The following is an 18,017-nucleotide window of genomic DNA, read 5'->3' as shown; positions in this document are numbered from 1 at the left end:
GCTCCCACAGGGGAACATGTTCACTTCAGTAGCTGCGCCAGCCCCTTCTGAAACCACCGTGACCCGAGTCCTGACGATGAACACAGAATTTCGCAAACCGTTGCCCGGCACTTCGCTGGATTATTTTGACGTTCGTGGGGCGGTCGATGCCATCCGGCCTGGTGCCTACGACGGCCTGCCGTACACCTCCCGCGTGCTGGCAGAAAACCTGGTTCGTCGCTGCGACCCGGCCACGCTGGGCGAGTCGCTGCTGCAACTGATCGAGCGCAAACGCGACCTGGACTTCCCGTGGTTCCCGGCCCGGGTGGTGTGCCATGACATTCTCGGCCAGACCGCCCTGGTGGACCTGGCCGGCTTGCGCGACGCCATCGCCCTGCAGGGCGGCGACCCGGCGCAGGTCAACCCGGTGGTGCCGACCCAACTGATCGTCGACCACTCCCTGGCGGTAGAAAGCGGCGGTTTTGACCCCCAGGCGTTCGCCAAGAACCGCGCCATCGAAGATCGGCGCAACGAAGACCGCTTTCACTTCATCAACTGGACCAAGAAAGCCTTCAAGAACGTCGATGTGATTCCGCCGGGCAACGGGATCATGCACCAGATCAACCTGGAAAAAATGTCACCGGTGATCCAGCAACGTGACGGCGTGGCGTTCCCCGACACCTGCGTGGGCACCGACAGTCATACCCCCCACGTCGATGCCCTGGGCGTGATCGCCATCGGCGTCGGTGGCCTGGAAGCCGAAAGCGTCATGCTCGGCCGCGCGTCGTGGATGCGCCTGCCGGAAATCGTCGGCGTCGAGCTCACCGGCAAGTTGCAACCGGGCATCACCGCCACCGACATGGTGCTGGCGCTCACAGAGTTCCTGCGCAAGCAAAAAGTCGTGGGTGCCTGGCTGGAGTTTTTCGGCGAAGGCGCGAAAGCCCTCACCCTGGGCGACCGCGCGACCATCTCCAACATGGCCCCGGAATACGGCGCCACGGCGGCGATGTTCTACATCGACCAGCAGACCATCGATTACTTGAAACTCACCGGCCGCGAAGATGAGCAAGTGCAATTGGTCGAGACCTACGCCAAACAGGCAGGCCTGTGGGCCGACAGTCTCAAAGGTGCGCAATACGAGCGCGGCCTGACGTTTGACCTGTCCTCGGTGGTGCGCAACATGGCCGGTCCCAGCAACCCTCACGCCCGCGTCGCGACCAGCGATCTGGCGGCCAGCGGCATTGCCGGGCAATGGACCGAAGTGCCAGGGCAAATGCCTGACGGTGCAGTGATCATCGCCGCCATCACCAGTTGCACCAACACCAGTAACCCGCGCAACGTGATCGCCGCCGGCCTGCTGGCGCGCAACGCCAATCGCCTGGGTCTGGCCCGCAAGCCGTGGGTCAAGTCGTCCCTGGCGCCGGGTTCGAAAACCGTGGCGCTGTATCTGGATGAAGCCGGCCTGACAAAAGAACTGGAGCAACTGGGTTTTGGCGTGGTGGCTTTCGCTTGCACCACCTGCAACGGCATGTCCGGCGCGCTGGACCCGGCGATCCAGCAGGAAATCATCGACCGCGACCTGTACGCCACCGCCGTGCTGTCGGGCAACCGCAACTTCGACGGGCGCATCCACCCGTACGCCAAGCAGGCGTTCCTTGCCTCGCCGCCGCTGGTGGTGGCCTACGCCATCGCCGGGACCATCCGCTTCGACATCGAAAAAGATGTGCTGGGCGTGGTGGACGGTCGGGAAATCCGCCTCAAGGACATTTGGCCGAGCGACGAAGAAATCGACGCGGTGGTCAAGGCCTCGGTGAAACCGGAGCAGTTCCGTCAGGTGTACATCCCGATGTTCGCCATCCAGGAAGACACCGGGCCGAAAGTCACGCCGCTGTACGACTGGCGCCCGCAAAGCACCTACATCCGTCGCCCGCCGTATTGGGAAGGGGCGTTGGCCGGTGCGCGGCCGCTCAAGGGCATGCGCCCGCTGGCCGTGCTGCCGGACAACATCACCACCGATCACTTGTCACCGTCCAACGCGATCATGCTCGACAGCGCCGCCGGTGAATACCTGGCGAAAATGGGCCTGCCGGAAGAAGACTTCAACTCCTACGCGACCCATAGGGGCGACCATTTAACCGCGCAACGTGCCACCTTTGCCAACCCGAAACTGTTCAACGAAATGGTCCAGGAAAACGGCAAGGTCAAGCAAGGTTCCCTGGCCCGTGTCGAGCCGGAAGGTAAGGTCATGCGCATGTGGGAAGCCATCGAAACCTACATGGAACGCAAGCAGCCGCTGATCATCATTGCCGGCGCCGACTACGGCCAGGGTTCGTCCCGCGACTGGGCGGCCAAGGGCGTGCGCCTGGCCGGGGTCGAGGCGATTGCCGCTGAAGGCTTTGAGCGTATCCACCGCACCAACCTGGTGGGCATGGGTGTGTTGCCGCTGGAGTTCAAGCCCGGTACCGACCGCAAGACCCTGGGCATCGATGGCAGTGAAATCTACGACGTGATCGGTGAGCGCACCCCACGTGCGACGCTGACCCTGGTCATCACCCGCCAGAACGGCGAGCGCATCGAAGTGCCGGTGACCTGCCGCCTGGATACCGCCGAAGAAGTGTCGATCTACGAAGCCGGTGGCGTGTTGCAACGCTTCGCCCAGGACTTCCTCGACTCGGCGGTTGCCGTTTAAATCTGCTGTGCGGGCGAGGGGTTTCAAGGCCCTTGTCCGCCTGCTTTACGCTCAGGAGTAGGAGCAACCATGGCTCACGCAGCTCAAATCAGAATCCCCGCCACTTACATGCGTGGGGGCACCAGCAAAGGCGTGTTCTTCAGCCTGCAAGACCTTCCTGAAGTGGCCCGCGTTCCCGGTCCGGCCCGGGATGCCCTGTTGCTGCGGGTGATTGGCAGCCCCGACCCGTATGAGAAACAGATCGATGGCATGGGCGGTGCGACGTCCAGCACCAGCAAGACCGTGATCTTGTCCAAAAGCACGCGGGCCGACCACGATGTCGACTACCTGTTTGGTCAGGTGTCTATCGACAAGCCGTTCGTGGACTGGAGCGGCAACTGCGGCAACTTGTCGGCGGCGGTGGGTTCGTTTGCCATCAGCAGTGGCCTGGTGGAGGCCAGCCGTATTCCGCAAAACGGCATGGCCGTGGTGCGCATCTGGCAGGCCAATATCGGCAAGACCATCATCGCCCATGTACCGATCACCTACGGTGCGGTGCAGGAAACCGGTGACTTTGAACTCGACGGCGTGACCTTTCCGGCGGCTGAAGTGCAGCTGGAGTTCATGGACCCGGCGGCCGAGGAGGAGGGCGGTGGTGGCTCGATGTTTCCCACCGGCAACTTGGTGGATGACCTGGAGGTGCCGGGCGTTGGTACGTTCAAGGCGACCTTGATCAATGCGGGCATCCCGACGATTTTCATCAATGCCCGGGACGTTGGCTACACCGGCACTGAATTGCAGGGCGCCATCAACGGCGATCCCAAGGCTTTGGCGATGTTCGAAAGCATCCGCGCCCACGGTGCCTTGCGCATGGGGCTGATCAAGCACCTGGACGAAGCCGCCCAGCGTCAACATACGCCGAAAGTGGCGTTTGTCGCACCGCCGGCGGACTACACCGCCTCCAGCGGCAAAGCCGTGGCGGCCCGGGACGTCGACTTGCTGGTGCGGGCGCTGTCCATGGGCAAACTGCACCACGCCATGATGGGCACCGCCGCAGTTGCCATCGGCACGGCCGCGGCGATTTCGGGCACGCTGGTGAACCTGGCGGCGGGTGGCATCGACCGCAACGCCGTGCGCTTCGGCCACCCGTCCGGCACGCTGCGCGTAGGCGCCGAGGCCAGCCAGGTCAACGGCGAATGGACCGTGAACAAAGCCATCATGAGCCGCAGCGCACGGGTGTTGATGGAAGGGTTTGTGCGGGTGCCTGGGGATGTTCTGAACTTGTGGTGAATACGGAATCTGTGAGCATCCGCAATCAAAACTGTGGGAGCGGCATTCCTGCAGTCAGCCCGCCGTCAGCGCCGCGACGACCAGGTTCACATTGCTCTCCAACTCTGACACTGGGTCGGTGGCGTCGGTGCTCAGCACCAGCAACTGGCTGCCACCCTCGGCGATGGCCGCCTTTAGCGCCTGCGATGGTGGGCGATGATGCAGCACCAGTGCTACGTCGTTGTCTTTAAGCGTAGCGGTCAATTGCTTGAGGGCTTCAGGCGTCCATTCGGCGTCGGGCCGGGTATCGGTGCTGATCCCGTCCAGGTTGAGCCCGCTGATCAGGTAGCCAAAATGTTCGCTCAAACTGACCACGCTCAAGTTGTCGGCACTGGCCAGGCGCTTTTCGCTGTCGGCGCTGAGCTTGAGCAGGCGTTGCTTGAGGGCCGCCAGGTTGGCTTCGATCTTCGGCTTGGCGGTCGGGGCCAGGCGCACCAGGTCGGCGGCGATCACATCGGCCATGCGGCCCAGGTTATGGCTGGCCATCCACGGCTGGCTCGCCAGGCCGTCGGCCATGCCCGGTTGCACGGCAATGCCGGGCAGGGCGCCGTCCACCGGGCGGGCGGCATCGACTTCGACGATGCGGATGTTGCTGCGTCGGGCCATGGGGTACAGCGGATCGTCCGGCCACAGTGAGCGCAGGCCGATTACCGCGTCGGCATTACTGGCCAGTTTGCTCAGTTGCAGCGCGCCACGGCCGGTGAAGTAGGCGCTTTGTCGAGTACCGGGCAGATTGGCGGGCGCGGCTCGCTCCAAACTGACGTCAGTGCCCTTGAGCAAGGCATCGCTCAACCCATAGGTGACCGGTAACGAGGCCAGCAGATGCACCGGCCGGCTTTCGGCGGCGAATGAAGAGGTGGTGACCAAGCCACACAGGGCCCCGGTCAGGGCCAGTTGTCGCAATGAAAAAACCATTTATCCAAGATTCCCTTTGAGGCTGGGGACGACACCGCGGGCGATGGCGGACAGGGCGAACGCGATGCCGGCTACCAGAATGATCGCGGCACCGGACGGGATCGGCAGATCGAAAACAATTGGCGCGAGAATGCCGCACAAGGTGCTGACGGTAGCGATCAGCACCGAGCACCAGAAAAAGCCCTTCAACGACTGGCTGAGCAGGCGCGCCGCCGCTGCTGGAATCACCAGCAACGCTCCCACCAGAATGGCCCCGATGACTTTCACCGCCGCCACGGTGATCAGCGTCACCAGCACCACGAACAGGTAATCCAGGGTCTTGACCGCCACCCCGCGCACCGCCGCCAGTTGCGGGTTGAAGCTGGCCAGCATGATGCGGTTGTACAGCGGCAACGCCAGGGCCATGACCAGCGAGCCGACGACCGCCAGCACCAGCAAGTCATTACTGTTGACCGTCAGCACCGAGCCAAACAGCACGTTCTCCAGAATGTGTACGTTGATCTTGCCCGCCAGAATCAACAGCAGGCTGGCGCCCAGGGCCAGGGATACCGAAAGGAAGACGCCGATCAGTGTGTCCGGTGCCAGGCCGGTGCGGTTGCGCAGGTAATTAAGCAAGATGCCGAACAGCAGGCAGTAACCGAACAGGCTGCCGTAGGGCCCGGTGTAGGGTTCGCCGAGCAGGATGCCGACCGCCACCCCGGTCAGCGCCGCATGGCCCACCGCTTCGGAGAAAAACGCGAAGCGCTTGACCACCACCAGCGTGCCGAGGCCGCCCAGGACCGGGCCGATCAGCAACCCTGCCAGCAACGCATTGACCACAAACCCGTAGGCCAGCGCTTCGGGCAGGTAACCGGACGAGGCCCAACCCTGGACCATCAAACGAAAGGCTTCGTAACTCATCAGGCAGCGCTCCCGCTCGTACGTGGGTGGGTGGAAAACAGCGTCAGCAAGCGCTCCGGGGTCAGGGCTTGGCGTGGCGGGCCGTCGAACAGAACACGACGGTTCAGGCCGGTGACACGGTCGGCCAGGCGCCCGACGGCCTCCAGGTCGTGTTCGATCCAAAGCACGGTGATCCCGGCCTGGCGCCAGTCTTGTAGCAACCGTTCGAACACTTGGATGCCGGCCTCGTCCAAAGCCGACATCGGTTCGTCGAGCACCAGCAATTGCGGCGCTGGAATCAGCCCCTGGGCCAGCAACACCCGCTGGCGCTCGCCACCGGACAGCGCACCCATGCGACGCTTGCGCTTGTCCTGCATGCCGACCCGTTCCAAGGCCTGGCCAATGGCGCCAGCGTAATGCTTGCTCAAACCGAGAAAGGCCGGTCGCCGCTGGCACATCGCCGCCATGAAATCATCCACGGTCATGGGCAGGCCCCGGTCGAACTCCAGCGCCTGAGGAACATAGCCGATCACACCGGGCTCGCCCGGCCATTGCAGGCTCAGGCGTCCCTGGTGCGGCATCTGCCCCAGCAAAGTCTTGATCAGCGAACTCTTGCCACCGCCGTTGGGGCCCACCAATGCATGGATGCTGCCGGGCTGCACGTCAAAGGCCACGGTGTCGAGAATCGTGGTGCGGCCCAGGTTCAGGCTGACGTCGGCAAACTCAATCAAAGGGCCGACATGCTGCAGGGTGAGGGTTTCCTGAACAGTCATTGGCCAGACTCCTGGATAGCCCGGACCACGGTATCGAGGTTGCCGGCCATTTCCTTTTCGTACTTCTCGGCGCTGTATTCGCCGTAGGAAATGTGCGAGAGCGGGTACAGCTTCACCCCGGACTCACGCTGGATGGTGTCGACGTAGGTGGACGGAAAATCCATCTCCGAGAAGATTACTTTCACATCCAGTTCACGCAGTTGATCGATGGTTTTTTTCAACTGGCTGGGGCTCGGCTCGATGCCGTGGGCCGGCTCGACTACAGCGGTCACTTCCAGGCCGAATTCGCGCAGCAGGTAATCGTAGGCGGCGTGCACTGTGGCGACCCGCAACTCGGCATTTGGCGCCTGGGTCAGCTTCGCCAGGGCGGCGGCGCGCATCTGCCGCAGACGTTTGCCGTAGGCGCGGGCGTTCTGGGTGTAGAGCTTGGCGTTGTCCGGGTCGAGCTTGCCCAACTCCCGGGCAATATTGTTGACCTGGGCGATGGAAGCGCTGATGGAGAGGAAAGTGTGCGGGTTGACGACTTTGCCCGCGCCACGGGCAGCGGTGCCGGTGGCAGCCAGCAACGGCACGTTTTCGTTGGCCTCGATCACTTTCACGTTTGGGGTTTCGCTGGCGGCGATCATGCGGTCGGCGAAATCGTCGTGGCCCACGCCGTTGAGCACGATCACGTCGAGGCCGCTGATGCGCTTGATGTCCTCGGCCCGTGGTTCGTAGGCGTGCGGGTTGAAGCCCGCCGGGATCAGCGGGACCACATCGGCCTTGTCACCGACGATGTTGGCCACGTAGCTGTAATAAGGGTGCAAGGTGATGCCGATGCGCAGGCGCTTGGCCGTTTCGGCGCTGACCTGTGGGGTAAACAGGCAGGCCAGCAGGCCGATCAGCAGCAGGCGCAGCAAGGGGCGGCGTTGAGATGCAATAGACATGGGCAAACGGTCTTCTCTCGGATGAGGGCGTGGGGTCAGTGCCGCTGTTGGCGGGTCACGCCGGTGTCGAATTGCGCGACGATCTGTTGCCAGCCGTCGCCCGACAAAGTGGCATCGTCCAGCGCGGTGGGGGCAGTGAGGTCGTTGCTGCGGTTGAGCCAGATGTCCGGGGCTGCGTCGGACGCTTCGCTGATGCGCATCAGAAACGAACCGGCGACGGATGCATGGGCACTCGCGCCGAAGTAGGCCCGGTCCCCCAGCTGTTGCCAGACATGGCCGCCGCGGCTGACGGAACTGGCGTCCTGGGCGAATGGGGCAAAGCCTTCTTCGGCCAGCGTTTGCGAACCAGGCAGGGCCTGTTGCTCCTCGTGCAACAGGTGGATCTCATCCAGGGTCACCCGCAGATCGGCATAGATGCCTTGCTCGGCAGCGCTGAGGTCGCGGCGGGCGTCGAGTTGGTTCGAGGCGAGGTGGCTGACGTCCTGGGTTTCCCCGTGCCAGGCCACTACCGACCCGGCCACCAGCACGATGATCAGACACAGCAGCAACACATACAGGGTTTCATGGCCAGCGCCGGCGGGGCGGATGACTTGCGTGGTGGGGTTGCTCATGGGGCCTCGATGTCGGCTTGGTCGATTTCCACCACGTGGCCGGGGCCGGCGTCGAAGAGTACGTAGAATTCAGCGTTCGGTTTCTTGAAGGTCAGCTTTGAATCGGCGCCGAGCTTGCCCGGCACCAGGATGGTTTCGTCGTAGCCGATCACGTCCAGGGTTACCCCGGGCGCGCCGCTGCCGTCGGAAAAGCCGCCGGTGCACTGGATCTGCTCGGCGTCGATGGCTTTGCATTCACACATGGGGTTGTGGGCCAGGGCGCTGGCACTGAAACCGGCGCAGAGTAGCAATGCCAGGCTGTTGAGGCCGGTGCGGGTGGTCATGGTTGGGCTCCTTGGGACTTCAGCCAGGCGACGGTGGCCGGGGAGGCCTGGCTCAGGGGAAGGGAGGCTTGATGCATCGAACCGTCCCAACCTTCGAGGGTGATCCACAGTTCGGCGTCGGGTTGAGTCTTTTGCGGCACCGGCAACAAGGCGCCCATGCGATAGGGCGAACCGAAGAAAATCACCCCGGCGGCCCGCAGGCTGCGAGGTTTGCCGATACGCAGGTAGGTGGCCTTGACCTGGCCAATACAGCTTTGGCATAGCGCGGCAGTGAACTGTTTCATGTGCCCGGCCGGGCCGTTGGGGCGGGGGGCTTCGTCGCGAAGCTCGGCCAGGCGCAGGCTCCAGGGCCCGACCTGGATTTCACCGAGCTCCCGTTGCCCCAGCCCGGCATCGCCGCGAAACAACGCCGCTTCCGAGAAGTACTTGGGCATGAAACCCAGGGGAATCAGCAACAACAGCACGTTGAGGTGAAAGCGCCATTTATGCCAGAACAGACTCAGGCGTGACGGCGGCGGGGCGGTGGTGAATGGGTTCACAGGTTGCCCTCCGGCGATTCACGGTGGATGGACGGCTGCAACGACCAGGTTTCTCGTGTGGTTTTTTGGCTGCGCTTGAGGGCGTTGGCGGTGGCCAGGGCCGTGCGTTTGGTCCAGATCAGCAGCCCGCTGAGGACCATCATGCTCAGGATCAAACCGAAGAAAAACCAAATGAGTTTGATCCAGATACCGCCGAAATCCCCGGTGTGCAGCGGACGCATGGATTCGGTGACGAATTCCAGTGTCGTACGGTCCGACAGCAGCCGCGAGGCGGCCACGTCACCGTTATAGGGATTGATGCTGGCGGTCTGGAATATCAGCGGATACCCACTGCGACCGCCGATTTCCAAATGGCTGTAGGCGTTGCCGGGCAGGCTGACGAAGCTCGCATCCAACCCCGGGATTCGCTGCTGGGCGATTTCAATGGCGCGGTCCAGGTTCAGTTGCGGCGGTGCAACGCCATCGGCTGACAGGGGAACGCTTTCGCGCGCGACGACCGGAATGACCGGGGCGCTGGAAATGGAGACCTGGTTGTCGGACAGCAGGGCCTCGATCAGAAACCAGGTGCCGGTAATGGAAATGACCGCGATGAACCAGATCGACCAGATACCGCTGAGCCGGTGGAAATCGCCCCAGAAAATCCGTGCACCGTGACGGATCCGCAGGGTCGGACGGAAAAAACCTTTCCAGAAACGCTTATAGACCACCAGCCCCGTCACCAGGGACGCCAGCAACGGCAGACCGAGGAACGACACCAGGTACCAACCCCAGCTGTAACCGTTGGTGAACGGCACCAGCCACCACCCATGCAGGGCCCGGGTGAATCCCTTGAAGTTGAACGTCGGCGCCGAGCCCTGGACGACCCCGCTGTAAGGGTTGACGTAGACCGTGTCGGCTCGGCCGTCAGGGTAGGTGACGCGAGCCTCCAGCGCAAAATGCGACTCGTCCGGACGGACAATGCTTTGCACCTGGGTTTGCGGCTGGGCTTGCTTGATGGCGGCGATGACCTGGTCGTAGCTGAGTAGCGGCGCATCGTCCGAGGGCTTGCTGGCGCGCATGTCGGGGTTGGCCAGCCAGACGATCTCCTGGCTGACCACCGCCAGGGTGCCGGTGACGCAAACGATGAGCACGAAAAACCAGATGGGCAGGGCCAGCCAGCTATGGACCAGGAACCAGAGTTTGGATCGGGATTTCTTCGACATGATTGAACGTCTTGATTCGATGAAAGATTCCGTATTACGGGCTTCGCAATACCGTGAACCCTGAAAAAGCCGGCCGTGGCTTTTTCCGACGCGGCCTGCTGCATCTAACTAAGACGAACGAGCAAGCAAAATCCCGAAGCGGAACATGAAAGAAAATGTTTCGCGTTTGCTGCCCATGCTTTTTGTGGCTAGGGGTCAGTTGACCTTAGAGGACAAGTCAGCCTTGCTGAAACATCTCCCTGGCCCGCTGCTCAATCTGTTGCTGGGTCAGATCTTCCTTGTGAGTGGCCAGAAACCACACATGTCCGTAAGGATCCTTCAAGGTTCCGGTGCGGTCCCCGTAAAACTGATCCTTGACCTCGGAAATCACCGCACCACCGGCGGCAATCGCCTGGGCAAACACGCTGTCCACGTCTTCGACATATAAATGCAGGCCCACCGACGGCGGTTGGTCCGGGTTGCTCAGCGGGCCTTGATCGCAAGGCGTGCCGAGCATGATCGGGCAGTCGCCGATCCGCAGTTCGGCATGACCGATACCCCCGTCGGGCATGACCAGGCGCATGACCTCGGTAGCATTGAAGGCTTTTTTGTAGAAATCGATGGCTTCGGCGGCTTTTTGAATGCCCAGATAGGGCGTGATGCTGTGGAAACCTTCAGGGATGGCTTTGATGCCCATGACGTTTCTCCTTTTTGTTATGGGAGGCGAAGAGAGTCTTCGTCGATTTGCGCTCATCCACTATAAGGCAGCGTCTTGGGGCCGGCTCACGTCCCGACGAACGTCTTACGGCTCGTCCAGCAGATGCGCTCCCGGCCCGCGCTTGCCCAGCACATCGCCCTGATTGCGTAACGGGCAACCTTCCATCGACAGGCAACCGCAGCCGATGCAACCGTTGAGCCGATCACGCAGGGCCATCAATTGGTTGATGCGTTCATCCAAATCCCGGCTCCATTGCGCCGACAGCGTCTTCCAATCGGCGGCCGTTGGGGCACGGTTGTCCGGCAGGTTTTTCAACGCCTGGCCGATTTCGGCCAAGGGGATTCCCAAGCGTTGGGCGACCTTGATCAGTGCCACTCGCCGCAATACTTCCCGTGGGTAACGGCGTTGGTTGCCCTGGTTACGGGCGCTTTTGATCAGCCCCTTGGATTCATAAAAGTGCAGGGCCGTGACCGCCACGCCGCTGCGGGCGGCCACTTGGCCGACGGTGAGCTCTTTGTGGACATTTATTTGCGTCATTGCATGAATTCACTGCTTGACCTTGACTTAACTAGAGGTTTTACCCTGCATGCCTTCGGATCGCAAGATTCGCCGTATCTGCATCGGGGGACCCTTCATGCAATCGCCAAGGAACAACCGCAGTTTTACCCAACTGATGGAATTCGACATCGAACCGCAATGGCAGCAGGCGCTGGTGACGGCCCTGTCGGAACAGACCGAGCGCCTGGCGCGCGATCATCAAGGTTTTCTGAGTGCCAGTATCCAGGCCAGTGAAGACGGTCGACGCGTTCTCAACTACTTGCAGTGGCAAACCCGCGAGGCGGGCGAAGCGGCGTTTCAAAGCTTTGAAAACGGTGAGCAGGATTTCTGGCAGCTGATCCAGGCTCACCGAGCCAAAGCCGTGACGTTCGGCTCGTTTCAAGTGCTGCGCAACATCGAGCTCAGCCCGGACAACGCGCTGCATTGCCAGTTGGTCGAGTGAATGCAGCAGGTGATCCGAGGGGGCAATACCCACTATCAAGAGGGTTGATTTCTGCGGTGCGGGGTCGGCGGGTAGCCTGTGTTCATCGCCCAACTTCAGAACACCGGACACCCGCCATGAACCGTACCTTTGCTGTTTTGCTGCTGTTGACTGCCACCGTATTGAGCGGTTGCGCCACCTCATCCCCGGAACTGCGCGCCTACACCGCCGACGAAACCCGTGAACTGGCCCTTGAAGCCTTGAATCGCCGGGGTCTGTCGTTCGACGAATACCATGCGAAAAAGGCTGAATTGCTCGGCCCGTCGCAAAAAAATATGGGTTTCGACGATCGGGGCGAGATGAGCGCCGAGCGGGTCGTACAGTTGCCAGGTCGGCCAAGCTAAGCGACTGTACCGCTCGAAGTTTTGCCCAACTGTCCGTGGGTTTGCGCCAGAGCGTGGGGTAGGGTCATGACTTGACTGACTGCCCCGATGGATTTGCCTGCCATGACCCTTTCGCTTGACCTGCTGCTGGGCTTCGCCCTGTTTGCCCTCGTGACTTCGATCACACCCGGCCCCAACAACACCATGTTGCTGGCCTCGGGGGTCAATTTCGGTTTCAACCGCACCATTCCTCACATGTTGGGTATCACCTGCGGCTTCTTTTCCCTGGTGCTGGCAGTGGGACTTGGCTTGGGCGCGGTGTTTCAGGCCTATCCGTTGCTTTACACCGTACTGCGTTACGTCGGTGCGGCCTATCTGTTGTACCTGGCGTGGAAAATCGCCCACTCCGGCCCGGTTTCGGAAAGTCGGCCGGGGGAAAATACGCCGATCAGTTACTGGGGCGCAGCGGCGTTCCAGTGGGTCAACCCCAAAGCCTGGATCATGGCCATCGGCGCCATCAGCACTTACACACCGCTTCAGGGTTATTTCTTCAATGTGGTGGTGATCGCAGCCGTGTTTGCCCTGATCAACCTGCCAAGCGTGAGCCTGTGGGTGGTCTGCGGCAGCTTGTTGCGCAACCTGTTACGTGATCGTCGCTGGCTGCGCCTGTTCAACTGGGGCATGGCGCTGTTGTTGGTCGCCTCGCTGTATCCGTTGTTGCTCGAAAGCATCAGATGAGGGGCTGAGCTTCGGCGCGATGCCTGCTAAGCTCGCTGTTTAGGAGCGTTCCTACGCACTTTTAAATGAAGTCCGACTTCTTTAAGGTCATGATCAGGTACAGCTTGTCTCGAACCCAACGAGGGCACCCGATCCCGGAACAGGCTCTGCGAGTTTCCTATGAATAAACGTCCTTTATATTTCGATTACGCCGCCACCACACCGGTGGATGAGAGAGTCATCCAGGTCATGGTCCAATGCCTGGGTTTTGACGGTAACTTCGGCAATCCGGCTTCCAGCTCCCATGCTTTTGGCCAGGAGGCCCGACGCTCGGTGGAGCTGGCGCGCGAGCAAGTGGCGCAATTGGTGGGGGCACAGCCCGGGCAGATTGTCTGGACGTCCGGTGCCACCGAATCCAACAACCTGGCCCTCAAGGGCGTGGCGCAGGCGCGTCGTGTGTCCGGCGGCCATGTCATCACCAGCCTGATCGAACACAAGGCGATTCTCGACACGGCCCGGCAGCTCGAAGAAAGCGGTGTCGCGGTGACGTGGCTGGCGCCGGACGCCGATGGGCTGATCAGTCCGCAAGCTGTGCGCCAGGCCCTGCGTGAAGATACGTTCCTGGTATCGCTGATGCTGGTGAACAACGAGCTGGGCACCGTCAATGATGTCGTCGCCATCGGCGAGATCGTTCGCGAGCACGGCGCGCTGTTTCATGTGGACGCGGCCCAGGGCGCCGGCAAGGTGAAGATTGACCTGGCCCAGTGGCCGGTGGATCTGATGTCTTTCTCTGCGCACAAAATCTACGGCCCCAAGGGTATCGGTGCACTCTACGTTGGCGACCGTGCCCGGCCGCGTCTGTCGGCCCAGATTCATGGCGGCGGTCACGAAGGTGGTTTGCGCTCCGGCACCCTGGCGACCCATCAAATTGCCGCCATGGGCGCCGCATTCGAACTGGCGTCTCAGTCGTTCGACGAAGATCTCGCTAAAATCACCCGGTTGCGCAATCGTTTGCTTGAGCCACTGCTGGCCCTGCCCGGTGTGTGTATAAACGGCAGCGCGACCCAGCGTATTCCCCACACGCTGAGCCTGACTTTCAACGAAGGTGAGTTCAACCCGGCAACATTGGGCACGTCGATTGCATTTTCCGCGACCTCGGCCTGTAATTCGGCCAATAACACGCCGTCTTATGTGCTATTGGCCTTGGGGCATGATGCACGTGCGGCTGGCCGGACCATTCGCTTGAGCCTGGGGCGTTTCACCCGTGAGCAGGATGTCGACGAGGTGGTGCGGCTGATTCAAGCGGCCTGCGCGACTGCGCCGGCGTTCTGGGCCACTACCCCATAAGCCGAGTGTCTTTGGCATTGAACAATAATATTGATAAGCAGGAGAAACGATGAGCACCGAGCCTTTGACCCATGGACTGGTTCCCCAGCGCCTGGCCCGAATCCGCCAACTGATGAGTCGCGAAGGCATTCACGCGCTGCTGGTGCCATCGGCCGACCCGCATCTGTCGGAGTATCTGCCGGGTTATTGGCAAGGGCGGCAATGGTTGTCGGGGTTCCATGGCTCGGTCGGTACCTTGATCGTGACCGGGGATTTCGCTGGAGTCTGGGCCGACAGCCGTTATTGGGAACAGGCGACCAAGGAGCTGGAGGGCAGTGGTATCGAGCTGGTCAAGCTCATTCCCGGTCAACCTGGCCCGCTGGACTGGCTGGCCGAACAAACGCCTGAGGGCGCGGTGGTTGCGGTCGACGGAGCGGTCATGGCCGTGGCGTCGGCCCGAACCCTGAGCGGCAAGCTTGAGGAACGGAGCGCGCGGCTGCGTACCGACATCGATCTGCTCAAGGAGGTCTGGACTGATCGCCCTAGCCTGCCCGATCAACCGGTCTACGCGCACCTACCGCCGCAGGCGACCGTCAGCCGGGTCGAGAAACTCGCCAAACTGCGCGAAACGCTCAAGGAGCGCGGTGCCGACTGGCATTTCATCGCCACGCTGGATGACATCGCCTGGCTGTTCAACCTGCGCGGCGCAGATGTGTCGTTCAACCCTGTGTTTGTCTCCTTTGCCTTGATTAGCCAGCAACAGGCGACACTTTTTGTGGCGCTGGATAAGGTTGATGCGCCGCTGCGGGCCATTCTTGAGCAGGACGGCGTGACCCTGCGCGATTACCGCGAAGCAGCCGCCGCGTTGCGTGAAGTACCGAGCGGCGCGCGCCTGCAGATCGATCCAGCGCGGGTCACGGTCGGCTTGCTGGATAATCTGGACAGTGGCGTGAAACTGGTCGAAGGACTCAATCCCACGACGCTGGCCAAGTCCCGTAAAAGCCCGGCCGACGCCGAGCACATCCGTCGGGCCATGGAGCAGGACGGAGCGGCGCTCTGCGAATTCTTCGCCTGGCTGGAAAGTGCCTGGGGCTGCGAGCGCATCACCGAGCTGACTATCGATGAGCACTTGACCGCAGCCCGCACACGCCGGCCGGATTTTGTCTCTCTGAGCTTCAACACCATCGCTGCATTTAATGCCAACGGCGCGATGCCCCATTACCACGCGACAGAAGAAGCCCATGCGGTCATCGAAGGTGATGGTTTGCTGTTGATCGACTCGGGCGGTCAGTACCTCGGCGGCACCACCGACATCACTCGCATGGTTCCGGTCGGAACACCCACAGCAGAGCAGAAACGTGATTGCACCCGCGTGCTCAAGGGGGTGATCGCGTTGTCCCGGGCGAAATTCCCACGTGGGATTCTGTCGCCGTTGCTTGATGCCATCGCCCGCGCGCCGATCTGGGCCGAGCAGGTGGATTACGGTCACGGCACCGGCCACGGCGTCGGATATTTCCTCAACGTTCACGAAGGCCCGCAGGTGATTGCCTATCAGGCCGCTGCCACGCCACAAACCGCGATGCAGCCGGGCATGATCACGTCCATTGAGCCGGGTACTTATCGTCCGGGGCGTTGGGGTGTGCGCATTGAGAACCTGGTGTTGAACCGGGAGGCGGGTACCAGCGAGTTCGGTGAGTTCCTTGAGTTCGAAACCCTGACTCTCTGCCCGATCGATACCCGCTGCCTGGAGTCGTCGCTGCTGACCCAGGATGAAAAAGACTGGTTCAACGTCTACCACGCCGAGGTTCAACGTCGTTTGAGTCCGCTGTTGGAGGGCGACGCCCTGCAATGGCTGAACACGCGGACCATGGCGATCTGACTGGGGTGGCCAATCGAGTCGGTTCGACTGGCCACACCGCTTATTTACAGATGACGATCATGCTACGGCTGGTGTAACCGGCGGGGTTGAGGCCGAAAGGATAATCCCCCGGTTCCTCGACGGCGTCACCCGATTTGGCGATGACTTTGTAATTTTTTGGGGCGCATAAATTCGCGGCGCGGGCGCTGCACTGGTCCCAGGATGAAGACAAGCCGGAGCAGTTGATGTGCAGGCCTTTCTTACCGCGCTTGACTTCAGTTTTAGAGGTCGCCGCGCAGCCCGCAACTGCAAATACAGCGATCAATATCAAAATTCGTTTCATTCCCGTCCTTAATGCCGTCGTGGATCTTATGTCCGCGTACGGCTGCGTTCGCTTTCGCTTAAAGCGTTCATGACGTCCTGTATGAAAAAATCCATGTCTGACATTGGGTTACGGACCTAAACATGGCCTAAATGCGCGGTAAATACCAGACCTTCGTTAAATCTTGCCTCAATCTGCCGCGACGGCGGGCTTTGCGGCGCTGCCCATGGTCAGTGTTGCGCCGACCGAGGCAAGAATGATGCAGGTAATGGCGGCCCACTGGGCCAGTGATAAGTATTCCTGAAGGAACACTAGCCCCGACAAGGCACCGAATGCGGGTTCGATGCTCATCAGGGTACCGAAGGTCCGGGCTGGCATCCGTGTCAGAGAGATCATCTCCAGGGTGTAGGGCAGGGCAGTGGAAAGGATGGCGACCCCAATGGCGACCGGAATCAGGCTCGGCGTCAGCAATGCGGCGCCTGCATGGACGATGCCGATAGGGGCGACGAACAGCGCGGCGATCATCACTCCCAATGCGGCGGTTTGCACGCCGTTGTCCGCCCCGGCCTTCTGGCCAAACAGGATATACAGCGCCCAACAGACTCCTGCGCCCAGGGCATAGCCGGCTCCGACCAGGTCAATGCCGACATTGGTGGCTCCGCTCGGTATCAACAAAAGCAGGCCAATCACTGCCAGGGTAATCCAGAGAAAGTCGATTGCCCGGCGCGAGGCGTAAATGGCGACCGCCAGCGGGCCAGTGAACTCCAGCGCCACGGCGATTCCCAGCGGAACGGTGCGCAGTGACATATAGAAGAGAAAGTTCATGCCGCCCAACGCCATCCCGTAGACGATCACTGTGCGCAAGGATTGGGTATTGAGCTTGGCGCGCCAGGGGCGCAGCAATATAAGCATGATGATGCTGGCAAAAATGAGCCGTAGCGTCGTAGTGCCTTGCGCACCCACTACCGGGAACATGCTTTTGGCCAAGGAGGCTCCAGACTGGATGGAGGCCATGGCTATTAATAGCAGGGCAACCGGGTACAGGGTGGATGCCAGGCTGCGAGGTGGGGGAGTCATTACGAAGTGTCGTCCAGGGTAAGGGCAGAGGAAGGCTGATATTGAGCAATATATTGCTCATTCGAAGCGATCCCGTCTATATATAAGGCGGATTTAAGCGGGGGCGTCCCGAACAGATAGAAAAGCAAAATTAAGGGTTGACGGCAGATTCTAGACGTCTATAATTCGCCCCACTTCCGGCGCAGTCGAAACGAAAAACTCCTTGAGTTTCAATTAGTTATACGGTTTTCGACAGTGGCCCGCTTCAGTTCATCGAAGCCTGGAAGGGGTTGAAAAAGAGGTGTTGACAGCAGCGAGTAACGCTGTAGAATTCGCCTCCCGCTGATGAGAGATCAGAAGCGCAAGTGGTTGAAGTTGCAGAGGAAACTTTGAAAACTTCTTAAAATAACCGCTTGACAGCAACACCAGGCGCTGTAGAATGCGCGCCTCGGTTGAGACGAAAGACTCAACCCACCGCTCTTTAACAACTGAATCAAGCAATTCGTGTGGGTGCTTGTGGAGTCAGACTGCTAGT

At 61.1% G+C, this 18,017-nt stretch carries 19 protein-coding genes; 7 read left to right on the top strand and 12 right to left on the bottom strand.

Annotated elements, in window-relative coordinates; genetic code table 11:
• The first annotated feature begins 76 nt into the window (after positions 1–76).
• Together acnD and prpF are read left to right on the top strand one after the other, a co-directional pair.
• Positions 77–2,668 carry a Fe/S-dependent 2-methylisocitrate dehydratase AcnD gene (gene acnD / locus ACA047_RS20605; protein ID WP_497352434.1) on the top strand — a complete coding sequence of 864 codons (2,592 nt, stop codon included), beginning with the start codon at positions 77–79 and terminating at the stop codon, positions 2,666–2,668.
• A gap of 69 nt (positions 2,669–2,737) precedes the next feature.
• On the top strand, positions 2,738–3,937 hold the full coding sequence (prpF, locus tag ACA047_RS20600; RefSeq protein WP_497352432.1) for a 2-methylaconitate cis-trans isomerase PrpF: 1,200 nt from the start codon (positions 2,738–2,740) through the stop codon (positions 3,935–3,937).
• Between the two features lie 54 nt (positions 3,938–3,991).
• On the opposite strand, the gene ACA047_RS20595 is transcribed toward prpF, so the two are convergent.
• The 10 genes from ACA047_RS20595 to soxR all read right to left on the bottom strand — a co-directional run bounded on the left by ACA047_RS20595 (position 3,992) and on the right by soxR (position 11,378).
• A complete protein-coding gene (locus ACA047_RS20595) occupies positions 3,992–4,891 on the bottom strand; it encodes a metal ABC transporter solute-binding protein, Zn/Mn family (protein ID WP_497352430.1) in 900 nt (299 codons plus the stop codon).
• The gene (locus ACA047_RS20590) at positions 4,892–5,791 is read right to left on the bottom strand and encodes a metal ABC transporter permease (RefSeq protein WP_497352428.1); all 900 of its coding nucleotides are present in this window, start codon (positions 5,789–5,791) and stop codon (positions 4,892–4,894) included.
• Entirely contained in the window at positions 5,791–6,543 is a 753-nt protein-coding gene (locus ACA047_RS20585) for a metal ABC transporter ATP-binding protein (RefSeq protein WP_497352426.1), read from the bottom strand. Before ACA047_RS20585 ends, ACA047_RS20590 begins: the two co-directional genes overlap by 1 nt.
• Positions 6,540–7,469 (bottom strand): metal ABC transporter substrate-binding protein, encoded by a 930-nt coding sequence (locus tag ACA047_RS20580; protein WP_497352424.1) that lies wholly within the window; start codon positions 7,467–7,469, stop codon positions 6,540–6,542. Before ACA047_RS20580 ends, ACA047_RS20585 begins: the two co-directional genes overlap by 4 nt.
• A 35-nt stretch (positions 7,470–7,504) precedes the next feature.
• Positions 7,505–8,080 carry a DUF6162 family protein gene (locus ACA047_RS20575; protein WP_497352422.1) on the bottom strand — a complete coding sequence of 192 codons (576 nt, stop codon included), beginning with the start codon at positions 8,078–8,080 and terminating at the stop codon, positions 7,505–7,507.
• Entirely contained in the window at positions 8,077–8,403 is a 327-nt protein-coding gene (locus ACA047_RS20570; protein WP_497352420.1) for a hypothetical protein, read from the bottom strand. The genes ACA047_RS20575 and ACA047_RS20570 overlap by 4 nt, the downstream gene beginning before the upstream one ends.
• Positions 8,400–8,942, bottom strand: coding sequence for a PA2404 family protein (locus ACA047_RS20565; RefSeq protein WP_497352418.1), 543 nt, complete (start codon positions 8,940–8,942; stop codon positions 8,400–8,402). The genes ACA047_RS20570 and ACA047_RS20565 overlap by 4 nt, the downstream gene beginning before the upstream one ends.
• Positions 8,939–10,144: a PepSY-associated TM helix domain-containing protein gene (locus ACA047_RS20560; protein ID WP_497352416.1), complete on the bottom strand. Its 1,206-nt coding sequence runs from the start codon at positions 10,142–10,144 to the stop codon at positions 8,939–8,941. Before ACA047_RS20560 ends, ACA047_RS20565 begins: the two co-directional genes overlap by 4 nt.
• 217 nt (positions 10,145–10,361) lie before the next feature.
• Entirely contained in the window at positions 10,362–10,820 is a 459-nt protein-coding gene (locus ACA047_RS20555) for a VOC family protein (protein WP_497352414.1), read from the bottom strand.
• 105 nt (positions 10,821–10,925) lie between these two features.
• Positions 10,926–11,378 carry a redox-sensitive transcriptional activator SoxR gene (gene soxR, locus ACA047_RS20550; protein ID WP_497352412.1) on the bottom strand — a complete coding sequence of 151 codons (453 nt, stop codon included), beginning with the start codon at positions 11,376–11,378 and terminating at the stop codon, positions 10,926–10,928.
• A 97-nt stretch (positions 11,379–11,475) separates the two neighbouring features.
• Here soxR and ACA047_RS20545 point away from each other — a divergent pair, with 97 nt between their 5' ends.
• The 5 genes from ACA047_RS20545 (at position 11,476) to ACA047_RS20525 (ending at position 16,125) form a co-directional block, all read left to right on the top strand.
• Positions 11,476–11,841 (top strand): antibiotic biosynthesis monooxygenase, encoded by a 366-nt coding sequence (locus tag ACA047_RS20545; protein WP_497352410.1) that lies wholly within the window; start codon positions 11,476–11,478, stop codon positions 11,839–11,841.
• Between the two features lie 116 nt (positions 11,842–11,957).
• Positions 11,958–12,224 (top strand): hypothetical protein, encoded by a 267-nt coding sequence (locus tag ACA047_RS20540; RefSeq protein ID WP_497352408.1) that lies wholly within the window; start codon positions 11,958–11,960, stop codon positions 12,222–12,224.
• Between the two features lie 102 nt (positions 12,225–12,326).
• Complete coding sequence (locus ACA047_RS20535) at positions 12,327–12,941, top strand: LysE family translocator (RefSeq protein WP_497352406.1); 615 nt, start codon at positions 12,327–12,329, stop codon at positions 12,939–12,941.
• A 159-nt stretch (positions 12,942–13,100) separates the two neighbouring features.
• Entirely contained in the window at positions 13,101–14,267 is a 1,167-nt protein-coding gene (locus ACA047_RS20530) for a cysteine desulfurase family protein (protein WP_497352404.1), read from the top strand.
• Between the two features lie 49 nt (positions 14,268–14,316).
• Positions 14,317–16,125, top strand: coding sequence for an aminopeptidase P family protein (locus tag ACA047_RS20525; protein WP_497352402.1), 1,809 nt, complete (start codon positions 14,317–14,319; stop codon positions 16,123–16,125).
• Positions 16,126–16,165: 40 nt separating this feature from the next.
• On the opposite strand, the gene ACA047_RS20520 is transcribed toward ACA047_RS20525, so the two are convergent.
• Entirely contained in the window at positions 16,166–16,447 is a 282-nt protein-coding gene (locus ACA047_RS20520) for a hypothetical protein (protein WP_497352400.1), read from the bottom strand.
• Between the two features lie 168 nt (positions 16,448–16,615).
• On the bottom strand, positions 16,616–17,503 hold the full coding sequence (gene rhtA, locus ACA047_RS20515) for a threonine/homoserine exporter RhtA (protein ID WP_497352398.1): 888 nt from the start codon (positions 17,501–17,503) through the stop codon (positions 16,616–16,618).
• Between the last annotated feature and the right edge of the window lie 514 nt (positions 17,504–18,017).

The sequence above is a fragment of the Pseudomonas sp. LBUM1664 genome (genome assembly GCF_059695895.1).
This window is presented reverse-complemented; position numbering and strand designations above follow the sequence as displayed.